This window comes from Pseudoalteromonas sp. Ps84H-4 (assembly GCF_024124645.1).
Lineage (GTDB): Bacteria > Pseudomonadota > Gammaproteobacteria > Enterobacterales > Alteromonadaceae > Pseudoalteromonas > Pseudoalteromonas lipolytica_C.
This window is the reverse complement of sequence record NZ_JAMXSK010000004.1, coordinates 153,491-171,191: the sequence shown is the minus strand read 5'-3', so window position 1 is coordinate 171,191 and position 17,701 is coordinate 153,491. Positions and strand designations below refer to the sequence as shown.

The 17,701-nt window shown below is 42.5% G+C and carries 21 protein-coding genes; 17 read left to right on the top strand and 4 right to left on the bottom strand.

What is annotated here, in order from left to right:
* Positions 1 to 15 precede the first annotated feature (15 nt).
* Positions 16 to 228 carry a hypothetical protein gene (locus tag NH454_RS06435; protein ID WP_138556647.1) on the top strand — a complete coding sequence of 71 codons (213 nt, stop codon included), beginning with the start codon at positions 16 to 18 and terminating at the stop codon, positions 226 to 228.
* A 15-nt stretch (positions 229 to 243) separates the two neighbouring features.
* Here NH454_RS06435 and NH454_RS06430 read toward each other — a convergent pair whose 3' ends face one another.
* Positions 244 to 1,275 carry a cytosolic protein gene (locus tag NH454_RS06430; RefSeq protein WP_235383964.1) on the bottom strand — a complete coding sequence of 344 codons (1,032 nt, stop codon included), beginning with the start codon at positions 1,273 to 1,275 and terminating at the stop codon, positions 244 to 246.
* An 85-nt stretch (positions 1,276 to 1,360) separates the two neighbouring features.
* Positions 1,361 to 1,822, bottom strand: a complete 462-nt coding sequence (locus tag NH454_RS06425) for an EVE domain-containing protein (protein WP_138556649.1) — start codon at positions 1,820 to 1,822, stop codon at positions 1,361 to 1,363.
* A gap of 79 nt (positions 1,823 to 1,901) precedes the next feature.
* Here NH454_RS06425 and tesB point away from each other — a divergent pair, with 79 nt between their 5' ends.
* On the top strand, positions 1,902 to 2,759 hold the full coding sequence (tesB, locus tag NH454_RS06420; RefSeq protein ID WP_135923208.1) for an acyl-CoA thioesterase II: 858 nt from the start codon (positions 1,902 to 1,904) through the stop codon (positions 2,757 to 2,759).
* On the opposite strand, the gene plsB is transcribed toward tesB, so the two are convergent.
* Positions 2,756 to 5,206, bottom strand: coding sequence for a glycerol-3-phosphate 1-O-acyltransferase PlsB (gene plsB / locus NH454_RS06415; RefSeq protein ID WP_135923209.1), 2,451 nt, complete (start codon positions 5,204 to 5,206; stop codon positions 2,756 to 2,758). The genes tesB and plsB overlap by 4 nt on opposite strands.
* A 493-nt stretch (positions 5,207 to 5,699) precedes the next feature.
* On the opposite strand from plsB, the gene rpsJ reads away from it, so the two are divergent.
* The 13 genes from rpsJ to NH454_RS06350 all read left to right on the top strand — a co-directional run bounded on the left by rpsJ (position 5,700) and on the right by NH454_RS06350 (position 12,054).
* Entirely contained in the window at positions 5,700 to 6,011 is a 312-nt protein-coding gene (gene rpsJ / locus NH454_RS06410; protein WP_002957900.1) for a 30S ribosomal protein S10, read from the top strand.
* A gap of 27 nt (positions 6,012 to 6,038) precedes the next feature.
* Positions 6,039 to 6,674: a 50S ribosomal protein L3 gene (gene rplC / locus NH454_RS06405; RefSeq protein WP_004588685.1), complete on the top strand. Its 636-nt coding sequence runs from the start codon at positions 6,039 to 6,041 to the stop codon at positions 6,672 to 6,674.
* A 17-nt stretch (positions 6,675 to 6,691) separates the two neighbouring features.
* Positions 6,692 to 7,297, top strand: coding sequence for a 50S ribosomal protein L4 (gene rplD, locus NH454_RS06400; protein ID WP_062568199.1), 606 nt, complete (start codon positions 6,692 to 6,694; stop codon positions 7,295 to 7,297).
* Entirely contained in the window at positions 7,294 to 7,596 is a 303-nt protein-coding gene (gene rplW, locus NH454_RS06395; RefSeq protein WP_135923210.1) for a 50S ribosomal protein L23, read from the top strand. The genes rplD and rplW overlap by 4 nt, the downstream gene beginning before the upstream one ends.
* Before the next feature lie 17 nt (positions 7,597 to 7,613).
* Positions 7,614 to 8,438 carry a 50S ribosomal protein L2 gene (rplB, locus tag NH454_RS06390; protein ID WP_135923211.1) on the top strand — a complete coding sequence of 275 codons (825 nt, stop codon included), beginning with the start codon at positions 7,614 to 7,616 and terminating at the stop codon, positions 8,436 to 8,438.
* 16 nt (positions 8,439 to 8,454) lie between these two features.
* Entirely contained in the window at positions 8,455 to 8,733 is a 279-nt protein-coding gene (rpsS, locus tag NH454_RS06385; protein WP_010376377.1) for a 30S ribosomal protein S19, read from the top strand.
* A gap of 14 nt (positions 8,734 to 8,747) precedes the next feature.
* Entirely contained in the window at positions 8,748 to 9,080 is a 333-nt protein-coding gene (gene rplV / locus NH454_RS06380) for a 50S ribosomal protein L22 (RefSeq protein ID WP_004588690.1), read from the top strand.
* A gap of 11 nt (positions 9,081 to 9,091) precedes the next feature.
* Positions 9,092 to 9,793, top strand: a complete 702-nt coding sequence (gene rpsC, locus NH454_RS06375) for a 30S ribosomal protein S3 (protein WP_063701047.1) — start codon at positions 9,092 to 9,094, stop codon at positions 9,791 to 9,793.
* Between the two features lie 12 nt (positions 9,794 to 9,805).
* The gene (gene rplP / locus NH454_RS06370; protein ID WP_036974208.1) at positions 9,806 to 10,219 is read left to right on the top strand and encodes a 50S ribosomal protein L16; all 414 of its coding nucleotides are present in this window, start codon (positions 9,806 to 9,808) and stop codon (positions 10,217 to 10,219) included.
* Positions 10,219 to 10,410, top strand: a complete 192-nt coding sequence (gene rpmC / locus NH454_RS06365) for a 50S ribosomal protein L29 (protein ID WP_054552371.1) — start codon at positions 10,219 to 10,221, stop codon at positions 10,408 to 10,410. The genes rplP and rpmC overlap by 1 nt, the downstream gene beginning before the upstream one ends.
* On the top strand, positions 10,410 to 10,667 hold the full coding sequence (gene rpsQ / locus NH454_RS06360) for a 30S ribosomal protein S17 (protein ID WP_135923212.1): 258 nt from the start codon (positions 10,410 to 10,412) through the stop codon (positions 10,665 to 10,667). The genes rpmC and rpsQ overlap by 1 nt, the downstream gene beginning before the upstream one ends.
* Positions 10,668 to 10,949: 282 nt before the next feature.
* The gene (locus tag NH454_RS06355) at positions 10,950 to 11,675 is read left to right on the top strand and encodes a hypothetical protein (RefSeq protein WP_253038551.1); all 726 of its coding nucleotides are present in this window, start codon (positions 10,950 to 10,952) and stop codon (positions 11,673 to 11,675) included.
* 64 nt (positions 11,676 to 11,739) lie between these two features.
* Positions 11,740 to 12,054: a hypothetical protein gene (locus NH454_RS06350; protein ID WP_135923214.1), complete on the top strand. Its 315-nt coding sequence runs from the start codon at positions 11,740 to 11,742 to the stop codon at positions 12,052 to 12,054.
* A gap of 60 nt (positions 12,055 to 12,114) precedes the next feature.
* Here NH454_RS06350 and NH454_RS06345 read toward each other — a convergent pair whose 3' ends face one another.
* The gene (locus NH454_RS06345) at positions 12,115 to 13,755 is read right to left on the bottom strand and encodes an endonuclease (RefSeq protein WP_253038550.1); all 1,641 of its coding nucleotides are present in this window, start codon (positions 13,753 to 13,755) and stop codon (positions 12,115 to 12,117) included.
* Positions 13,756 to 14,102: 347 nt separating this feature from the next.
* On the opposite strand from NH454_RS06345, the gene NH454_RS06340 reads away from it, so the two are divergent.
* Both NH454_RS06340 and cysI read left to right on the top strand, forming a co-directional pair.
* Positions 14,103 to 15,917 carry an assimilatory sulfite reductase (NADPH) flavoprotein subunit gene (locus NH454_RS06340; RefSeq protein ID WP_253038548.1) on the top strand — a complete coding sequence of 605 codons (1,815 nt, stop codon included), beginning with the start codon at positions 14,103 to 14,105 and terminating at the stop codon, positions 15,915 to 15,917.
* 48 nt (positions 15,918 to 15,965) lie between these two features.
* Positions 15,966 to 17,663, top strand: coding sequence for an assimilatory sulfite reductase (NADPH) hemoprotein subunit (cysI, locus tag NH454_RS06335; protein ID WP_199527622.1), 1,698 nt, complete (start codon positions 15,966 to 15,968; stop codon positions 17,661 to 17,663).
* Positions 17,664 to 17,701 lie beyond the last annotated feature (38 nt).

Sequence of the window (17,701 nt, the reverse complement as noted above, 5' to 3'; positions counted from 1 at the left end):
AGCGAATTGGTATTTATGAATGAAGTTGCGTTTTTAATTATTGTTTTAAGTGCCTACATTTTACCTGTGGTCATTGTGCTCAATAGTAAACGCACTCAAGGCCACGAAAAGAATGCTTGGTTAATTGGTATCATTTTCTTTTCGTGGTTGGCTTTAGTGATGTATTTAACTATTGTCCCTAAACACGGGCGGGTCAAAAAACACCGTAAAATAAAAACGAAGGGTTAACTTACAGCTACTATCTTACTTCAACTGTTTCAATTTATGATCTATCAATGGGTCATCAGGTGAAAGTTGCTGCGCCACCTCTAAAATCTTTATTGCATCGTTTGGGTGTTCATCCTGATGCTTGATTGCGACATCAATCAGCGGCTGAACATCAATTGTGCCATTTTGCTCTTGAATATGCTCTGCTTTTTCTTCAGTCAAAATTGTGTGCGCCTTACTAAGTAAGGCTAGGCGGTGTGCCGAACCGTTGTTGGCTTTATTGAGCCGACGATAATAGTCTTCTTTAAAACGTAACGTTTTTGTCTGCTGTCGAAATTGAGCAATATCGACTTGCTGGTGGCTAATAAAATCAACAGCAACATCTTTATAAAAACCAAATTTATTCAAGTACGTAGCATGAACGCTGTGGCCCATACCGAACACCCGTAAATGGGTGAGTTGTGGGTAGCGTTTAGCATGAGCTCGGTCGATACGATTGGTTGGATCGTAGATGATATAGCCTTTAGCATGACCTAGGTCTAAATCGTGATAATCACCGTTCCAGTCAAATTTTTGTGCGATATCTGTGCTTGAGCGGTCATCCCATGGGGCTTTGTTTTTATTTTTTGTGCTGACAGGATGAAATAACAAGACTTTATCAAGCTTTAATAGATTGGCAAATGCGCCAACAGCAAAGCCACCACGACTCAAGCCATATCCTAATCGTTCTTTAAATCCGCCAATCAATGGTGCTAACTGCTCAATAAAAAACAATAGGTTGCGGTGTCTAAACCAGTTACTAATGCCTAAATGTTGGAAGGCAATTACATTCACATCTTGTTTTTTCGCAAGTTTATAGGCCCAAGGCGAAAAATCATCTGTGAGATCATGTTCTTGGTAGTTGGTTCCCGCTGGTGAGAAGGTGAATAGCAGAGGCTTATTGGCATCGATGATATGGTACTTCACATATACATCACCGAGTAAGTCACCACCGGTAAATGGGACTCGGCTTTGTTGTTGCTCATGTGGGAGATGGGTCCACTCATCTAACCAATATAATAATTTCATACATCCCCCAAGATACCTCTAAAATAAAGGGACAGAATTATAGCAAAAATCACTACTCATTAAAAATGCACGCCTTTTTAATGTGTTATGTTTCGCTCATAGCTATAATCTGTTGCCAATCATGTTCAGTTACTGGCATTACAGATAATCGACCGCCTTTTTTAAGGGCTATTTCGGTAATGGACTCATTGGCTTTAATTGCTTGTAGGCTAACAAGCTTTTTAAGGTGAGATTTATAAGTAACATCGACCACAAACCAGCGCGGGTTATCAGTAGTTGCTTTAGCATCGTAGTAATCGCTATTTAAATCAAACTGAGTTGGGTCGGCATAGGCTTCACGACTGACCGTGGCTATTCCTGCGACACCTACATGTTTACAACTTGAATGATAAATCATTACCAAGTCGCCTTGTTTAATGCCATCGCGTAGAAAGTTTCGCGCTTGATAATTGCGCACGCCATCCCACATAGAGGTTTGCATAGGTGCGTTTTTTAAATCATCAATTGAAAATGCATCAGGTTCGGTTTTAAAAAGCCAATAAGCCATAATGGGGTGCTCTTACAAAGATTTACTTCCAATTAGTCTATAGTATCATTAAACGCTTGTCGGGATTGAGGATAAATAAATGAGCCAAGTATTAGATGACTTACTGTCATTAATGTCGTTAGAAGAGATTGAGCAAGGCTTGTATCGCGGGCAAAGCCAAGATTTAGGGTTTAGAGCTGTTTTCGGTGGCCAAGTAATGGGGCAAGCCTTGTCGGCAGCAAAAGAAACATTACCTGAAGGGCGTATAGTTCATTCACTGCATTCTTATTTTTTACGTCCAGGTGATGCGAGCAAACCAATCGTTTACGATGTAGAAAATATTCGTGATGGTAAGAGCTTTAGTACCCGCCGTGTAAAAGCTATTCAATATGGTAAGCCGATTTTTTACATGACTGCTTCGTTTCAAGGTGAAGAGGACGGCTTATCACACCAAGCGCAGATGCCCGATGTCCCACAGCCTGAAGAATTAAAGTCATCGCTTGAGTTTTACCAAGCGAATGCTGAACTTATTCCTGAACCAATTCGCAATAAGTTTATTCGTGAAGTGCCAATTGAAATGCGTCCAGTGACCTTTCATAACCCATTTAAACCACAAGCAATGGAACCCGTTAAGCATATTTGGTTTAAAGCCAATGGTGAGATGCCTGACGATCAGCGTATTCATAATTACTTACTTGCTTATGCGTCTGACTTTGAGTTTTTACCAACGGCATTACAGCCGCACGGTGTATCGTTTATGCAGCCGAATATGCAGGTTGCGACGATTGACCATGCAATGTGGTTTCACCGCCCGTTTAGACTAGACGATTGGATTTTATATTCGATTGATAGCCCAAGTGCGAGCTCTGGCCGTGGTTTGGTGCGAGGTCAGTTCTTTGACCGTCAAGGCAATTTGGTTGCCTCAACGATCCAAGAAGGGGTCATGCGTCAGCGTTAATCTTTTGCGTGCTGAGCTTGGCTTTGCACTATATCGTCAATTGACTGCCAGACTCGTGCTGGCAGCAATGCCTTCAGATATAAATACACTTCACACAGCTCATTGCTACCCGTTAAGCCTTGCTCTGATTCGGTAATTAGCTTTTGCTCTCGCAAGCTTGAGATAAAACCAATAAGTACTTTTTTGTCAAAGAACTCCGGCGTTTTAATGCCGTGCAACGTGCCTAAACGCTCTGCTAACACTTGGCTTTCGTGCTCAAGTTCTTCACGCTCAATACCGCTACTGGTTTGAATAAAACCAACCACGATAGCGTAACGCTGTAGCGTTAAGCTTAAGGCGCGACCAAGCATTTCGAGTTTTGCTAAGCAGTCGTTGCTATTGGTGATTTTGATATTATCACCTTCAATTTCAATAAGGTCTTGATCAACAAAGCTTGCGAGCACGCGAGTAATGTAGTTTTCATCTAGCTCATGCAAGAACCACTCTTTAGCGAACAGCGGGTAAAAGCGTGCAATCAAGGCACGGCAATCTGCCATGGTAGTTTGATGTGCTTTGAATAAATGCAGCGCAAGCAAGCTTGGTACAGCAAATAAGTGCAATACGTTATTACGGTAGTAGTTGAATAGCGTCTTTTCTTTGTCGTTAATAGCGATAATTTCGCCAAATTCATCACTGATGACGTCAAACTTATTAAGCTTAAGTGCATGCTCTAATAGCTGTTCAGCACTTTCGTTAGGTGTTGTTACCTTGTCGCTGTAACTTGCGCTGCGTTGTAAATGTAGATAAAACTCAAGTTGCGCAATCAACTTAGGTTTACTTAACGCATGTTTGTCATTCACCAATAAAATCATCGCGAGTAGATTCACCGCATTGAGTGCAGCGGCACTATTAATATTAACCATGACTTTATCGGCAAGATTCGCTACCTGCGGTCCAAGCCATTGTGGCTTTTGTACATCGGTTGGGTGAATAGACTCGCGCCAATCAGGTTGCTGTTCATTAAGGTATTGATTTATCGAAATAGGATCACCAAAATTTAAGTAACCACGACCATAGTTTTTCAGGTTTTTAATGGCTTTAAAAATCCCCAAGACCGACTCACCTTTTTTATCGTTACCGGCCAGCTCTTTTAAGTAAGTATTAATTTCCATTACGTGCTCATAACCGATGTATACAGGCACAATAGAAATAGGGCGATCTATGCCACGAAGCATGGCTTGCAACGTCATGGCGAGCATACCTGTTTTTGGTGGTAACAAACGACCAGTACGGCTACGGCCACCTTCAGTGTAAAACTTCACTGAGTAGCCTTTAATAAATAACTGGCTCAGATACTCTTTAAATACTGATGAATATAACTTGTTGCCCGCGAATGAGCGGCGAATAAAGAAAGCACCACTACGACGGAAAATACCACCTGCCGGGAAGAAGTTTAAGTTAATACCAGCGGCTATATGCGGTGGTACTAAACCTAAGTGATAAATAGAGTAGGTCAGTAATAAGTAATCCATGTGCGAGCGGTGACAAGGCATATAAATAATTTCATGGCCTTTATCAGTGAGCTCGTGAACTTGCTCTGAAAACTTAATGTCGATGCCGTTATAAAGTTTATTCCACAGCCAAGTTAATACACGGTCAGCAACACGAATGGTGGCATCGCTGTAATTGGCAGCAATTTCATCAAGTAGCTTCAGCGCATTTTGACGAGCTTGCTCTTGGCTGATGTTTTTTTCTTTTGCTTCTATTTGAATCGCTTTTTTTATTGTTGGTGATGCAAGTAGCGAATTAAAAAGCTGTTCACGCGATGGCATTTTTGGCCCTGTAGCAGCCAGTTTTTGACGGCGAAAGTGCACACGAGCTACGCGTATTAACTTATGTGGTAGCTCATCAACATCGGCTTTTTCATTGACTAATAAAGATAAGTCGAGTGGTTGGCTAAATCGAATAAAGTTATCACGCCCAGAAAATAGCAACACAAAGAACTTGCGAAACCAGCTGGGTGTTAATGAATGAGACACCAAAGTACCTAAACCAGGCTTTTCTTTTCCTGGGTTACGACCCCATAAAATGGTCACCGGGATCACTTGGACGTTTTGCTCACCAGATTGCATTAGGTGGTCAATAATGTGTTTGCCTTGCTGCAAGGCATTACTTGGTTTGCTTTTATTACCAAATAGCGGTGGTGGGTTTTGAATACCAATAAAGCGGTTAAGTTCGGCATTACCTAATAACTGCTCTTCGGTTGGGTCAGGTAAGCCATATTTTTTACATACCCGCGCCAGTGCCGCTAAATCAGAGCGCGCATTCAGCCTCACAATATAAAAAGTTGGATTGGCAGGGTTTAGATTGTATTGTTCAATAGGGTTCTCAGGCAGAACTTTGCTTTTTACTAGCAAGCGGTTCATCCCAGCAGAAATAGCATTTAAACAACGATTAATGATACGCATCAACTCACCAAAGTTTTATACCAACTAGGTTTAGTGCCTAAGACAGCTCACTTTATTAAGCCAATTGGTATTAGTAAATATACAGTAGACCACATGCGGTCAAAATAAGCGGCATAGAATAACAATTATTAACTGGACTGACCATTGCAACATTGTATGGCTTTTTGTTTCTTTACCTAACTATAGTAAGCAAAGACATACCTTGGCTGAATTTAGTTCTATTTCATTTAAATTTCATTTTGATAAGGCGTCGAGTGTATTAATTCTAAAAAGTTGTTGCATTTATCACCAATATAACTATAATACGCAGGCTTTCAAAATTCCCTCGGGAACTTGGAAGGAAAGATTAAGCTTGGATTTCAAGCTAATAAACAGGAATTCCGATTTGGAATTCAACGTAGATATAAGAGAACAGCCGACATCTTAGTTAGTAAGATTGTTTCGGTCGTTTTTTTATGCTCTTTTTAAATGCTCTTTATATTGAGGTTTAAGAATGTCAAATCAACGCATTCGTATTCGCCTAAAAGCTTTTGACCACCGTTTGATTGACCAATCAACGGCGGAAATCGTGGAAACTGCGAAACGCACTGGCGCTCAAGTACGTGGTCCAATTCCACTACCTACACGCTTTGAACGTTTTACTGTACTAACTTCACCGCACGTTAACAAAGACGCGCGTGATCAGTACGAAATCCGCACCCATAAACGTCTGATCGACATCGTAGAACCAACTGACAAGACTGTTGACGCTCTTATGCGTTTAGATCTTGCTGCTGGTGTTGATGTTCAAATCAGCCTGGGTTAATCGGAAGATTAGAGAGGTTTTAGGAAAATGGCATTAGGTCTAGTCGGTCGTAAAGTGGGTATGACACGTATCTTCACTGAAGATGGTGTATCTATCCCTGTGACAGTTATCGAAGCGACTCCTAACCGCATTGCACAGATCAAATCTGACGCAACAGACGGTTATAACGCGCTTCAAGTAACCGCAGGCACTAAAAAAGCAAGCCGTGTAAACAAAGCAGCAGCGGGTCACTTCGCTAAAGCTGGTGTTGAAGCGGGTCGCGGTCTGTGGGAATTCCGCCTAAATGGTGGTGAAGGCGATTTTGAAGTAGGCGCTGAGCTTACTGTTGAATTATTCAACGAAATCAACAAAGTTGACGTAACCGGTACTTCTAAAGGTAAAGGTTTCCAAGGTGGTGTTAAGCGCTGGAACTTCAGCATGCAAGACGCTACTCACGGTAACTCTCTATCTCACCGTGCTCCTGGTTCAATCGGTCAAAACCAATCACCTGGTAAGGTGTTTAAAGGTAAGAAAATGGCCGGTCACATGGGTGCTGAGCGTGTAACGACTCAAAACTTAGAACTAGTTCGCGTTGACGCTGAGCGTAACTTGCTTTTAGTTAAAGGTGCAGTACCTGGCGCTATCGGCGGTGACGTTATCGTTAAACCAGCTGTTAAAGCATAAGTCCTGGAGATTTAGTGATGGAATTAGCAATTAAAGACGCTTCTGGCGCTCTTGAAGTTTCTGAAGCTACTTTTGGACGTGAGTTTAACGAAGCATTAGTACACCAAGTAGTTGTTGCTTACGCAGCAGGTGCTCGTCAAGGTACTCGTGCTCAGAAGACACGTTCTGAAGTTAGCGGTGGTGGTAAAAAACCATGGTCTCAAAAAGGTACTGGCCGTGCACGTGCTGGTACAATTCGTAGCCCAATTTGGCGTTCAGGTGGCGTTAGCTTCGCAGCTAAACCACAAGATCATAGCCAAAAAGTAAACCGTAAAATGTACCGCGGTGCGATCAAAAGCATCTTATCTGAATTAGTTCGTCAAGAGCGTTTAATCGTTGTTGAACAGTTTGGTCTTGAAGCACCAAAAACTAAAGAACTAGTTGCTAAGCTTAAAGAACTTGAGCTTAAAGATGTTCTAATCGTGACTGAAGAAGTAGATGAGAATCTTTTCTTATCGGCACGTAACCTATACAAGGTTGACACGCGTGATGTAGCTGGTATCGATCCTGTAAGCCTAATCGCTTTCGATAAGGTACTTATTACAGCTGCTGCTGTTAAGCAACTTGAGGAGGCGCTAGCATGATCCGTGAAGAACGTCTTTTAAAAGTGATCCTTGCTCCACACATCTCTGAAAAAAGCACTATCGCTGCTGAAGAGAACAACACGATTGTTTTCAAAGTAGCTTCTAATGCAACTAAAGCTGAAATCAAAGCTGCTGCAGAAAAGCTTTTTGAAGTAGAAGTAACTGGTGTTCGCACACTAAACGTTAAGGGTAAAACAAAACGTACTGGCATGCGTTTCGGTCGTCGTTCAGACTGGAAGAAAGCTTACGTTACTCTTAAAGAAGGTAGCGAGCTAGACTTTGTCGGCGGCGCCGAGTAATAAGGGGAGTTAGAATTATGGCACTTCAAAAGTGTAAACCAACTTCTGCGGGTCGTCGTCACCTGGTTAAAGTGGTTAACCCAGATTTACATAAGGGTAAACCTTACGCACCACTACTAGAGAAAAACTCTAAGTCTGGTGGTCGTAATAACAAAGGTCGTATCACGGTTCGTCACATCGGTGGTGGTCACAAGCATCATTACCGTGTAATCGACTTTAAACGCACTAAAGATGGCATTCCAGCTGTTGTTGAGCGTCTAGAGTATGATCCAAACCGTAGCGCAAACATCGCTCTTGTATTATATGCAGACGGTGAGCGTCGTTACATTATTGCACCTAAAGGCTTAAAAGCGGGTGATTCAATCCAGTCTGGTATTGATGCACCAATCAAACCTGGTAACACGTTACCAATGCGCAACATGCCTGTAGGTTCGACTGTTCACAACGTAGAATTAAAACCAGGTAAAGGCGCGCAAATCGCACGTTCTGCTGGTGCATACGTTCAAATCCTTGCTCGTGAAGGTCAATACGTAACTCTACGTCTTCGTTCTGGCGAAGTTCGTAAAGTTCCATCTGACTGTCGCGCAACACTTGGTGAAGTAGGTAATGCTGAGCATATGCTTCGTTCACTAGGTAAAGCTGGTGCAAATCGCTGGCGTGGTATCCGTCCGACAGTTCGTGGTGTTGCCATGAACCCGGTAGATCACCCGCACGGTGGTGGTGAAGGTCGTACATCTGGTGGTCGTCATCCTGTGTCTCCATGGGGTAAACCGACTAAAGGTGCTAAGACACGTAAGAACAAGCGTACTGATAAATTTATCGTACGTCGTCGTACTAAATAATAGTTGAGGAATAGCCATGCCACGTTCTCTCAAGAAAGGTCCTTTTATTGACCTACACTTGCTGAAGAAGGTAGAGAAAGCGTTGGAAAGCGGTGACAAGAAGCCAATTAAAACTTGGAGCCGTCGTTCAATGATCATACCTAACATGATCGGATTGACCATCGCTGTCCATAATGGTCGTCAGCACGTTCCTGTGTTTATCACAGACGAAATGATCGGTCACAAACTAGGTGAATTTGCACCAACTCGCACTTACCGCGGTCACGCTGCGGATAAGAAAGCGAAGAAACGTTAAGAGGAGAATGATAAATGCAAGCATTAGCTAAACATAAATTCGCCTCTGGTTCGGCGCAAAAAGCACGTCTAGTTGCAGATCAGATCCGCGGACTTCCGGTTGATCGCGCTCTAGAAATCCTGGCGTACAGCCCTAAAAAAGCGGCTGTATTAGTTAAGAAAGTACTTGAGTCTGCTATTGCTAACGCAGAGCATAACGAAGGTGCTGACATTGATGAGCTTCGTGTAACTACGATCTTTGTGGACGATGGTCCTACAATGAAGCGTATTATGCCACGTGCTAAAGGACGCGCTGACCGCATCCTTAAGCGTACAAGCCACATCACTGTTGTGGTTTCAGATAGCTAGGAGTATAAGTAATGGGACAAAAAGTTCATCCTACTGGTATTCGCCTAGGTATCTCTAAACCTTGGGTTTCTACCTGGTACGCGAATTCAAAAGATTTCTCTGATCAGCTTTTTGGCGATCACAAAGTACGTGCATTCCTAACTAAGGAATTAAAAGCGGCTTCTGTGTCTAAAATCGTTATCGAGCGTCCAGCTAAATCTATCCGTGTAACAATTCACACAGCTCGTCCTGGTGTTGTTATCGGTAAAAAAGGCGAAGACGTTGAAAAACTACGTCAAGCAGTAACTAAGATTGCAGGTGTTCCGGCTCAGATCAATATTTCTGAAGTTCGTAAGCCTGAACTTGATGCACAACTAGTAGCTGACGGTATTGCGTCACAGCTAGAGCGTCGTGTTATGTTCCGTCGCGCTATGAAGCGTTCGGTACAAAATGCAATGCGCATTGGTGCAAAAGGTATCAAAGTTGAAGTTAGCGGTCGTCTTGGCGGTGCTGAGATCGCACGTTCAGAATGGTATCGTGAAGGTCGTGTACCTCTACATACTCTACGTGCTGATATCGACTACGCAACTTCTGAAGCCTTAACCACTTATGGTATCATTGGTGTTAAAGTTTGGATCTTCAAAGGCGAAGTTATTGGTGGTTTACCACTAGTACAAGAGCAAGAGAAGCCAGCTAAACGCGCGCCAAAGAAAGCCAAAAAAAGTGCTAAGTAGAGGTAGCGAGTAATGTTACAGCCAAAACGTACAAAATTCCGTAAAATGCACAAAGGCCGCAACCGCGGTTTAGCGCAAAACGGTAACAAAGTAAGCTTCGGTACTTTCGGTTTGAAAGCTACTGGTCGTGGCCGTATGACTGCTCGTCAAATCGAAGCAGCTCGTCGTGCTATGACACGTCACGTAAAGCGTCAAGGTAAAATCTGGATCCGTGTATTCCCAGATAAGCCAATTACGAACAAGCCATTAGAAGTTCGTATGGGTAAAGGTAAAGGTTCTGTTGAATATTGGGTTGCTGAAATTCAACCTGGTAAAGTACTTTACGAAATGGAAGGTGTTTCTGAAGAGCTTGCTCGTGAAGCATTTAACCTTGCAGCGCGTAAATTACCATTCACAACAACTTTCGTAACTCGGACGGTGATGTAATGAAAGCTAGCGAACTAAAAGACAAAAGCGTAGAAGAGCTAAACGCTGAACTTCTAGGACTTCTTCGTGAGCAGTTCAACCTGCGCATGCAAGCAAGCACTGGTCAGTTAGCTCAGACACACACGCTAAGAACAGTACGTCGCGATATCGCGCGTGTAAAAACAGTTATTAACCAGAAGGCAGGTCAATAATGAGCGATAAAATCCGTACTCTTCAAGGCCGTGTAATCAGCGACAAGATGGATAAATCTTTCACTGTTGCTATCGCACGTTACGTGAAGCACCCAGTATATGGTAAATTCATCAAACGTACGACTAAACTACACGTACATGACGAAAACAACACAGCTCAAACTGGTGACGTAGTTACTATTCGTGAGTGTGCTCCTATTTCTAAGACTAAGTCTTGGACTTTAGTAGACGTTGTTGAACGTCCAAAGCAAGCTTAATTTTTAATTAAGTTTACTTACTAAAAAGCCCCGGCATTTGCTGGGGCTTTTTGTTTTTAAAATAAAGCTATCAGCTTTGAGACGTCAGTTGAGCGTTAGACTTGTTTGCTGCAGAGTTTCCCGCAGCTTTAAAACCTCATATGGCACTCATGCTGAATCCAAATCATCTCTACGAATAGACTTGAGCTAGAACCTTAAACTTTACTCTTGCTAAAACGCCACTTTTTCTTATGAACTAATTCATTCATTTAACACTCTTAAAAATAAAAATGAGGCGTTTGGGTGCTAAAAGGGACTTACAAAGCATGGATCATCTCGATTACGCTACATGCTGTGCTTTTGTTGTTATTTGCTCAATATGGAAAGTTTGTGAAACTACCAGTAGCAGCCACAGAGCCGCCAAAAGTAATCAACGCGTATGTGAGTGTCGATTTAACTACCTTACCTAGTTTTCAGAAAGCCCAAGACAAACCTTTACCGGAGCAGTCGCAAGCAATGCCTGATGAGGCTAAGCCTTTGCCAGAAATAGAAGAAGCTTCTCATAGTGGTTCTGGGCAGAGTAGCGATGTTGAGGTCGTTGAGCACTTAGTTAATGAGCCCAAAGAAGCAACCACTGAGATCGTTAAGTCTAATCAAGCATCTGATAATTCAAAAACACCCGAAGCACCCTTTAAAAAGCTCAACCCGTATGCGCCAATCCCAGAGCTTAAATTTGAAAATAAAGCGACTAGTGCATCAGCATTTGGGAAAGTTGAAGCTACGAATAATAATTTGCCTACAGGCAGGGTAACAGTGCCCGAACAACTAACCGTGTCAGATAAGGCAACCGTCATTTGGCAAAGTGGCGATGGTAGCAAGCGTATCGAGGTGCTAAATGGTATGTGTTATGGCATAAATTTCAATTCGGTGTTTGGTAAATCTGGGGTGCCAAGTGGATCGCCAAGACCCTGCGAAGACAAAGACGCTAAGTTATTTAAAGAAATAATGAATAAATGGAGTAATAAATAATAAAACACTTTACCTCAACTTAACTTGAGATTTTAAAGTAGCGTTTTTTGTAATGGATAACGCTATGAACTCACTAGAAAACTATTTATTAAGCTTACAGATTAATTGCTATCAAGCGTCAGCGATTCAAATTTCTCAAGTACAAACGCGTATTTGGCAGTCATTACAAAATAATTCTAGTTATGCACATAGCGTAATCGAAGAGTTTGATTTGAATGGACAGCCTAGCCATTACCAGCATGCAGCCCTATTTACACTGGTTTTATTGCAGCTTGGCTATAAAATAAAGCCAACGCCAGAAAACGCTTTATCGGTAAGGCATAACCATTTGTTACATGACATTCGTCTTGTCGAGCAGTTAAACGCTAGTGGGGCTTAAGTCATCTTGTATCGTATAAAAAGGCACTTAGCCGAAACTAAGTGCCTTGGCTTAACGAAGTTACCAAATCATTTCTACAAATTCTGGGTGATCCACAAATGGGTTGCGGTTACCTTGATGTTCGTAAGCTGCTTGGTTACGGTCAAGCTCTAATTGGCTAACAGGATCCTCGTTATGCCATTTTAATAACATAGCAACGACCCAGTTCTCAAATACCTGATCAGATGAACCATTCAATACAGCGTTACTGTAGGTTGTGTTGTTTTGCCATGAGCCAATCACGTTTTCATAGCGTGTTGCCATATAGAAATACGCTCTTGCAAAGTCACCTTTAAATTCATCAATAGGTTCAAAAACCGTTCCTGAGTAATTTAATGAGCTAGCAGCGCTGCCTAATTTGCTGCCGTTACTAGAGGTGTAGCTTGCACTACCAACTTCACCAAATGGGTAGTTACTACGTTTTGAATTTACATAACCATCAGTAGCAAAAATGTGATGTACGTCTGAATTCATTGGCTCAACTGTACCGCCAAACCAACTTTTCGGGAAAGAATGCTCACGGTTGTAGCAATCTGCTTCGCTGTTGTATGTACCACATTGATCGCTCACAGCAACATAGTTGTAACTGTCTTGGCCTGCAGGGTTTTCTGAATAACGGTCTAAAATAGAGTTGTCGTTTTCAAAATACTTATCGCGTGAGGCAACATCGTAAAAACTCCAAATAGCTGAATAGCCTTGTGAGTTGTGATCTTTAATGAGGTTGTATAACTCTGTTTTCAGTGCATAACCACTAAGGCCTTGCGTTGTAACATAGTATCCCGTTGGCTCTGTTGGTGTTGTACCACCACCGTCACCGCCGCCTGAGTTATCACCCAAAGTAAACGGCGTAGCTTCCGAGCTTTGGAAGCTTGCACCACTGGCAAGTACTGTTTGAGCTAAAGAAAGATTGTAACTGCCATTGCCGAATGAGCAGCATATGCCATCACCATAGCTATCAAAAATAGTAAAGGTATAGTCACCATCAGTTAAACATGCTTGCTCACTGTACTGAGTATTTGCAGCATAGCTGCCGCCTGATGCTACTGTGCTACCTTGGCTGTTAGTGATATGCCAGCTGGTTTCTTCACCATAGTTATCGGTAGTGAGGGTTAAAGATACTTGGTTATCGGCGCAGCTGCCCGAAGGTGGTGGTGTTGAGCCCGTGCTTGGTGCAAAGTTATCAACATAAACCACTTCGCTGCCATCAAAGCCTGTTACATCGTAAAAGCGCAGGCCAACACTAATTGAGGTAGTCGCAGAAGCTGTATACTGATAGCTGATTTGTTGCCATTGATTCGTTAATGCTGAATTAGAGTAACCTTGATAGCCATCAACCACTAAGCGAGCTTTTACGCCGCCTTCAGTATGGTAAACCCAAGCAGAAAACTCATAGCTTTCACCGGCCACTACATCAACTAATTGCTGTAAATCGGTATTACTTTGCGTGCCAGTATTAACCACAACTTGCGCTGAGTAATTACCTGAGTAAACCACATTACTATTAGCGCTAAGACTAATACCGCTATCTATGGTGCTCCAGCTTGCAGGGGTGTTTGCTGACCAGTTTTCGAAGTCGGCATTATTAACATTTGCCAATGCTGAACTCGCTAAACACAGTAAACTACTGGCTAGCATGTATTTTTTACATGTCCCGTGTGACATCGTTGTTTCCTTTTTATATTTTAATAGTTTTTGCTGTTCTCAAAATGAACACAGCGAGTATAGGCTAATCGGCTTATGTTGCAATAATGTTAATTAATAAAAGTTTCTTATTGGGTAATTTTTGCTTTTAACATGTTTTTTTTGGATAAATACTAAATTAATAACTAAATGGAATATCAAAGCAGATTCTATTCTTTTTTAATCGCCTCAGACCCCGTTATTCTTCACGCTCAGATAAACCTTTAAAGCATTTTTGTTTAGTCTTTAAAGTCGAAAAAATTGTTCGCGAAATGACGGTAGTAAGTTCGTTTCGCAGTTAACTTTTCAGGGTTACGAGGAATAAATTCATGTTGTTAAGTCAACTAAATGCAGCGGCGAGCCCGCTATCGCAAGAGCAAGTACAAAAGCTGCAAGGCTTAGTGGCTGAACTTAATCCAATTCAGCAAGCGTGGGTAAGTGGTTACTTAGCTGCTAACGCAAATGCAGGTGCATTAACTGGTGGTGTTGCTGCCGCTCCAGCTGCGGGTGATGCTGCACCACTGACTATTTTATACGGCTCGCAAACGGGTAACGCCAAAGGCGTGGCGAGCAAGTTAAAAGAGCAAGCAGAGTCGCGCGGTCTAACGGCTAAGCTAGTAAACATGGCTGACTACAAACCAACAGCCCTGAAAAAAGAAAAGTTTATCACGGTTGTTGTTTCAACCTACGGTGAGGGTGAGCCACCAGAAGATGCTGAAAGCCTCCATGAATTTTTAACGACTAAAAAAGCACCAAAGCTAGATGGTGTTAAAGTGGCTGTGATTGGCTTAGGTGACTCAAGCTACGAATTCTTCTGCCAAACAGCAAAAGATTTCGAAGAGCGTTTTAACAAGCTTGGCGCAGAAACTATTTTCCAGCGTGCTGACCTAGATGTTGATTACGATGATGAAGCTGCTAAGTGGATTGATGGTGCACTTGATGCGTTTGAACCAGATCTTAAAGCGCAGCAGCAAGCAAGTGGTGGTCAAGTTGTGGCGATGCCATTTGGAGCAGCAGCGCCAGCAGCAAGCCAATACACCAAGCAAAACCCATTTGCTGCAGAGCTAAGTGTTGTGCAAAAAATTACCGGTCGTGACTCAACTAAAGATGTGCGTCATATTGAAATCTCATTAGAAGGTTCAGACATCACCTATACACCGGGTGATTCGCTGGGCGTTTACTTCTTGAATGATGAAGCACTTGTTGATGAAGTCCTTGCGCTTACCCAAATCGATGCATCTAGCACGGTTAAACTAGGCGACGAAGAGCTCAGTATTCGTGATGCATTAATCGAAAAATTAGAGTTAACCCAGTCATATCCAGGTTTTGTTGAAAAATATGCAACAGCAACTGGCAACCCTGAATTATTAAAGTTAGTTGAAGATAAAGCGGCAATGCGTGAGTACATCGAACCTCGCCAAATCTTCGATATTATTCGTCAAAACCCAGCTCAACTAGAAGCGCAAACCTTAGTAGACTGCTTACGTAAACTACAAGCGCGTTTATATTCGATTGCATCTAGCCAAGCTGAAGTTGAAGATGAAGTTCACTTAACTGTGGGTCTGGTTGAGTTTGATGCATTTGGTAGCGAGCACTTAGGTGGGTGTTCTGGCTATTTAGCGCGTCGTGCTGAAGAAGGTTGCAAAGTAAAAGTATTCAGTGAGCATAACGATAATTTCCGTTTACCGGCTAATGATGAAACGCCAATTATTATGGTAGGTCCGGGTACGGGTATTGCACCATTCCGTGCGTTTTTACAAGAGCGTGATGCTCGTGAAGCAAGTGGTAAAAACTGGTTATTCTTTGGTAACCCACACTTTACTCAAGACTTCTTATATCAAGTTGAAATTCAAGGTTACTTGAAGTCAGGTTTACTGACTAAAGTGGATGTGGCGTTTAGCCGTGATCAAGCGGAAAAAGTATATGTTCAAGACAAACTTCGCAAAAACAGCCAAGAAGTATTTGCTTGGTTAGAAGCGGGTGCTCATTTCTATATATGTGGTGATGCAAACCGTATGGCGAAAGATGTTCATCAGGCGCTTGTAGACATTATCAAAGAAAATAGCGGCAAAGATGATGAACAAGCTGAGCAATATTTAAAAGATTTACGTAGCGCAAATCGCTATCAGAAAGACGTGTACTAATCACGTTTAAAGCTAACAGCCGTCACTGTAACAAATTTAGGAAATACCATGAGCGAACAAGACAAAAACGTAAAGCTTTCTGATAACGAGCGTTTGAAAAGAGAAAGTAATTTTTTACGTGGCACAATTGAGCAAGATTTAAAAGACGAGATCACCGGTGGTTTCACTGCTGATAACTTCCAACTGATCCGTTTCCACGGCATGTACCAGCAAGATGACCGTGACATTCGCCCTGAACGCGCTAAACAAAAATTAGAGCCGTTACATAACGTTATGCTACGTGCTCGTATGCCTGGCGGTATCATCAAGCCAGAGCAATGGTTAGCGATTGATAAGTTTGCTGAAGAGAAAACCAGCTATGGCAGTATTCGTTTAACCACGCGTCAAACTTTCCAGTTCCATGGTGTGCTTAAGCCAAATATTAAAGGCATGCACCAAATGCTTAATAGCGTGGGCATTGATTCAATTGCAACGGCGGGCGATGTAAACCGAAACGTATTATGTACGACTAACCCTGTTGAGTCTGAGCTTCACCAAGAAGCTTACGAGTGGGCTGCGAAGATCTCAGAGCACCTATTACCAAAAACCAAAGCATACGCTGAAATTTGGTTAGATGGTGAAAAGAGTGAAACCACTGAAGAGCCAATTTTAGGTTCAACTTATTTACCGCGTAAGTTTAAAACCACAGTAACAATTCCACCGAATAATGAAGTGGATGTGCATGCGAACGACCTAAACTTCGTGGCAATTGCAGAAAACGGCAAGTTAGTTGGTTTTAACGTGTTAGTGGGTGGTGGTCTTGCGATGACTCACGGTGATACAGCAACGTATCCTCGTAAAGCGGATGACTTTGGTTTTATTCCACTTGAGCACACCTTGAAAATTGCTGAACACGTGGTGTCTGTACAACGTGATTGGGGTAACCGCTCAAACCGTAAAAATGCAAAAACTAAGTACACACTTGACCGTGTAGGTTCTGATGTATTTAAAGCTGAAGTTGAAAAACGTGCCGGTGTTAAATTTGAACAGAGCCGCCCGTATGAGTTCACTCACCGTGGTGACCGTATCGGTTGGGTTGAAGGTATTGATGGTAAGCACCACTTAACGCTGTTTATTCAAAGTGGCCGTATTTTAGATTACCCAGATAAACCGCTAAAAACAGGCTGTCGTAAAATTGCTGAAATTCACCAAGGTGATTTCCGCATGACGGCAAACCAAAACTTGATCATCGCAGGTGTTCCGGCTGATCAAAAAGCGGTAATCGAAGAGATCGCTCGTAACCATGGCCTGATTGATGACAGCCATACAGAGCAGCGTAAAAACTCAATGGCGTGTGTGGCATTACCAACGTGTCCGTTAGCGATGGCAGAAGCTGAGCGTTATTTACCAAGCTTAATTGAGAAAACAGAAGCGCTATTAGCGAAACATGGTATTGGCGATGACAACATCATTATGCGTGTTGTGGGTTGTCCGAATGGCTGTGGCCGTGCAATGTTGGCAGAAGCGGGTCTGGTTGGTAAAGGTCCAGGAAAATACAACGTGTACTTAGGTGGTAACCGTGAAGGCACGCGTATTCCAAAACTGTATTTAGAAAATGTTGGCGAAGACGTATACCTAGACGCATTCGATAAGCTAATTGGCCAATGGGCAAGTGAGCGTAATGAAGGCGAGTGTTTTGGTGATTTTGTAATTCGCAAAGGCATTGTTGCTGAAGTTAAAGTTTCAGTAACTGATTTTCACGCATAATTTTATAAGCGACACCGCTTTAAGGTTTGGAATTAACC